Origin of the sequence: Fulvivirga lutimaris, assembly GCF_009711525.1 — a bacterium.
In the GTDB taxonomy this organism is placed as follows: domain Bacteria; phylum Bacteroidota; class Bacteroidia; order Cytophagales; family Cyclobacteriaceae; genus Fulvivirga; species Fulvivirga lutimaris.
On the sequence record NZ_SMLV01000181.1, the window covers coordinates 1 to 4,354 of the forward strand.

The window sequence follows — 4,354 nt, forward strand, 5'->3', positions numbered from 1 at the left end:
AACAAATTGCTGTTTGTTCACGTAGCACCTCTTTAAAATAGCTTTTTTTGGTGTAAAAAAGCTATTTCTATTTCTAATTTAGAATATTTATAAATAAGAAATTAGGCATTTTTCAAGGTAAAAAAATCTATTTGATTTTGCTTTAAAAATTCACTTTTTTTCCTATTGAAATGTGATTACTCGAGGCTCTTCAACTCTAAAGTCAGGAATATTAAGAGACCTTTGCCCGTCAAAAGCAGACTGGTAATTGTTGAAATCAGCAGGTGCATTGGGATAGTAACCCAGACGAATTTGCAGCGTATTGAATGCCAGGTTTTCATTCCTAAATCTAAAGCCAATTCCATACCCCTGATAGAGTGGATTCTTGAACAATTTAGCTTGTTCTGAATTAACAATCGCAAAGTCAAAAAAGGCAAAAATGGCCAATCTGAAGCCTATGAAGTAGATTGGCGTAAAAGCCACAGTCTCTGAGCGGAAGGTTATTTTCTTTGTGCCTCGCAAAAAAGTATCTCTTAAACCTCTGATACCATTTCTATTATTTATGTCAATAAATTCATCGGTATACCTATTAATTCCTTTGACATAGCCAAGTGTGAAAAACTGCCGAAAACTCGTTCTTCGAAAACGATATAAATAGCTGAAGTATGATAGCTCAGGTTTGATAACGCCCTGCTGTATGTTTCGCTTTTCTATAAACCCTCCAATACTCAGGGTTGGTCTGAGGTAGCCAAGCTTACCAAGGTAATTGCCATAGGAAATCGTAGTACCTAAATATGTACGGTCATAAAAATCATTATTCTCCCTCCCTCCTGTTATTTCAGCCAAATAACCGATTGGAATATCTTCAGTACGCCCATAACCTACAATAAGACTACTCCTTTCAAACCTCCGTTTTGTGATACCTATGGACATGAGTTTAAGATTCGTGTCAAAATAAAGTTGATTGGTATCACTGCTTATCACCGGTCTGTCCAAGAACCTCCTTCTTTCATATCGCCCGGCTACCTGAAAATTGGTGTAACCGGAATAGTCCTGCTTCAAAAGGTAGGATCGGCCTGTCCAGAAATCCTGGAAATTATATCTTGTATTAAAAATATAGGTTGAATCCGGGTACACCTTTGCTTGTTGCCTTTTCTCCTGAGCAATCTCCAGTCCCCCTGCCCATTTAATGGTTGGCGTAATAAAATCTTTATAAAACCGAATACCCCGTCGATCGAAAGGCTCTGATCTGGCAAAAGTTAATTCACTATTAATAAATGAACTCTTAATATTATTAATGGTATAAGTGCCTATATAGCCCACCTCAGGAGAGGTCTCTGCTGAATAAGGAAACTCATTTTTCAACTCCTGTCCAAGACCAAGGAAATTCTTGTCGGTTATCTCCACCTCAAAATCATCAAAATCATCATACCCAAAACCTCCTGAAATACTCCAAATATCTCTCGTCACCACCAACACATCTACCAAACGAGTGTGGCGGTTAGGAATTACATAAATACGTGCGTCCTTTATAAATGACAGGCTTCTTAATATCCGCTCACTACTATATATTAGGTTAGGATCAAGCACATCTCCAGATTTGAAAAACATATTATTTCTTATAATACGAGACCTTGTATTAATATGCGTATTGTTTACCGACTTTAATATCCACTTATTAGAATGCCTGGAGGTATCATTAATACTTGTACCCAGGGGCTCCAATTTTTTAATGAAAATCTGACCTATTACCTGTCCAGTATACTTTTCATAATCATTGGTAACTGCCTGGTTTGTTGATACAGGTGTCTTTGGCTTAGGTGGGTCTTTAAAAAGGAGATCATAAAGCTCTTTCGTAAGTCTTCGCTTCGACAGCTTCTCTTTAATCTTCAAATAGAATTGAGAAGATTGTGCTTCTCTATCCTTTCTAATTTTGATTGCTAAAGAATCTGGAAGATAGATGACCGTGTCTTTTGGGACAAATATTGTTGTATCGCCAACAACAAGAAATGTCCTTCCTTTAACATGTACGCTATCTACAATAACTTTCTTCGTCCTCTTCTGAGCATCAAGGCCCAAAGCACAGAAGATTAGCAAAACAAAAAGTAAAATTCTTTTACGCAACATATTAATACAAATACAAATGTCTCAAAAGAAAAGGTATTCAAATTTCTTCTGAGACGCATTTAAAGCTACAAAATCGGCAATTGAAAAGATTGATTAATTACTTTCTATTTTCTTTAAGTTGATAAAAAGCTCCCTCCCTTTTCTTGGAGGTATTGAATTATAGCTTTCATCTATTACAGTTAACTCAAAGTGCGGTCCTAATATTTTTATGTAGTCTTCTTTAAAGCCACCAAATGGAGGTCTATCACTGTTGAGGCTATCATTAAATAAAAGGCCAACCAGCTTGCCCCCTGCTACAAGAAGCTCATTGGTCTTTATAGCATAAGCATGCCGCTGCGATGGATGCAATGCACAGAAAAAAGTTTGTTCTATTATAAGGTCATAAGAATCTTCTAGCTCAAAAAAATCACCATATATAATATGGTCAGGTGGAAAGTCAGGATGATTAGCTTTGAATCTTATTATTGGTTCTTCTGAAATATCAACAAGGTAAACATTTATAAAACCTTGTGAATGCAAATAAGCAGCCTCATAGGCATTCCCGCAACCGGGTATCAAAATCTTCAAACTTTTATCATCCAGCTGGTCAAAGTATTCTTTTAAAGGAGTAGTTATTTGGCCGACATCCCAGGGTGTTGATTCATCTTTATACCTTGATGTCCAATATTTTTCATCATATGTCATATATTGGCAGTTAATCGATAATGTTTCACTAATAAAGAGAATTTATTGAATAGTGTTAAATAAAGAATATTTTTGCGCAACAATACGAATAATTATCAATGGCTGAACAAACTCAAGAAAACCAAAATCAAAAATCTCCAAGTCAAACGCCTCCCAAAAAGAGTAACCGAAATACTGTTATTGTAGTTATTCTGGCGGTTATTGTTGTTGCTCAGGCAATCAAGATTTATATCGATCATCAGGAAAGTGTGGCGAAAGACACACAATTGATGTCCACTGAAGAGGATTTAGCTGTAACCATGCAAAAGCTTACTGATATAAGTGAAGAGCTTGATCAAAAGATCATAGAGATTGAAAAGCTGGGCGGTAACGTAGAAGAATTAGAAAAGGCAAAAGCCGAAGTAGAAGCTGAACTTAACAGAACAAGAAAGAGAGACCGAAAAGCAATATCTGATCTTCAGGATAAAGTCGATGGCTTTCAAGAGCTCTTGAAGGCTAAAGACGAGGAGCTTACTAAGCTTAGGGAAGTAAATAAAGTATTGCTTACTGAAAATACATCCTTAAAAACAGAGAAGAATGAGTTATTCGACTCTTTAAGCATGGTTAACGAATCTAAAGACGAACTGGCCTCGAAGGTGGCTATTGCATCTCAGCTTAAAGTTGAAAATATTCTTATTCTAGCTGTAAATGAAAGAGGTAGAGAACGTGAGATGCCTGCTAAAAGCAAACAAATAGACAAGCTAAAAGTAACGTTCAACATTGCTGAAAATAATGTAGCCCCTATTGAAGGCAAAGACATTCTTATCAGAATTGTAGATGATAAAGGACAGGTGATTTTTGATATTGCGAAAGGTTCTGGCACTTTTATGTTTAACAATAAGGAGGAGTTTTATACTGCCAACCAGGAAATACTCTTTGACAACACCAAGCAGCAACTTTCCTTCGAGTACACCAAAGGCTCCGAATATGAGCCTGGCGTTTACTTATTAGAAGTTTACACTGACGGCTACAAAATGGGTAGTCAGCAGTTTGAAGTTAAATAAAAGCAAAAAGGCGCAGTAACCACACTGCGCCTAACCAAAACCTGTGAACCCAAACACTACTTTAGACACAGATCATTTATTATCATTTAAACTCCAGTCATAATCCAGATAATCAATCCTGGCATTTTCTTTTAGCTCAACTTTTGAGTACTTATTTAGAAATTGAATCAGACTCACCTCTTTCGTAAAGTCTTTTGTGAACCAGCTGAAAATCTTAGAAATCTCAGCTCGTTCAGCCGTGATTTTATTCCTTTCGGAATCGTTTACAAAATTAACAGCTTGCTCTTCTAATTGTTTATCGATTTTATCAGCGGTAAATGCTTCATTCCGAAGGGGCGGACAAGAGAACGAGGCACAGTTGATGGCGAAATGAATTCGGGGTTCATCAAACTCCTTCCTTAGTATATCATGCTCGATCTCATCAAGATTCATTTCAACACCTCCAATCTTAAAAAACTTCTTGTGCCACACTGTTCTAACCAGTGGTATGTATATGGTTGGGTGCAAGTCTTGAATACTCT

General features: G+C 36.7%; 4 protein-coding genes. 1 reads left to right on the forward strand and 3 read right to left on the reverse strand.

The features are described 5' to 3' along the window. Positions 1–162: 162 nt before the first annotated feature. Both E1140_RS01525 and E1140_RS01530 read right to left on the reverse strand, forming a co-directional pair. Positions 163–2,106, reverse strand: a complete 1,944-nt coding sequence (locus E1140_RS01525; protein ID WP_155178322.1) for a BamA/TamA family outer membrane protein — start codon at positions 2,104–2,106, stop codon at positions 163–165. A gap of 93 nt (positions 2,107–2,199) precedes the next feature. Continuing rightward, a complete protein-coding gene (locus tag E1140_RS01530) occupies positions 2,200–2,790 on the reverse strand; it encodes a methyltransferase domain-containing protein (protein WP_155178324.1) in 591 nt (196 codons plus the stop codon). A 98-nt stretch (positions 2,791–2,888) separates the two neighbouring features. Here E1140_RS01530 and E1140_RS01535 point away from each other — a divergent pair, with 98 nt between their 5' ends. Next, on the forward strand, positions 2,889–3,833 hold the full coding sequence (locus E1140_RS01535; protein ID WP_155178326.1) for a coiled-coil domain-containing protein: 945 nt from the start codon (positions 2,889–2,891) through the stop codon (positions 3,831–3,833). A gap of 72 nt (positions 3,834–3,905) precedes the next feature. On the opposite strand, the gene E1140_RS01540 is transcribed toward E1140_RS01535, so the two are convergent. Then, on the reverse strand, positions 3,906–4,354 hold a 449-nt coding region (locus E1140_RS01540; protein WP_155178327.1), incomplete at its 5' end, for a DUF547 domain-containing protein.

What these genes read in the sequence shown, in the direction of transcription:
- E1140_RS01525 (WP_155178322.1), bottom strand. Translation starts at nt 2,106, where the DNA reads ATGTTGCGTAAAAGAATTTTACTTTTTGTTTTGCTAATCTTCTGTGCT.
- E1140_RS01530 (WP_155178324.1), bottom strand. Translation starts at nt 2,790, where the DNA reads ATGACATATGATGAAAAATATTGGACATCAAGGTATAAAGATGAATCA.
- E1140_RS01535 (WP_155178326.1), top strand. Translation starts at nt 2,889, where the DNA reads ATGGCTGAACAAACTCAAGAAAACCAAAATCAAAAATCTCCAAGTCAA.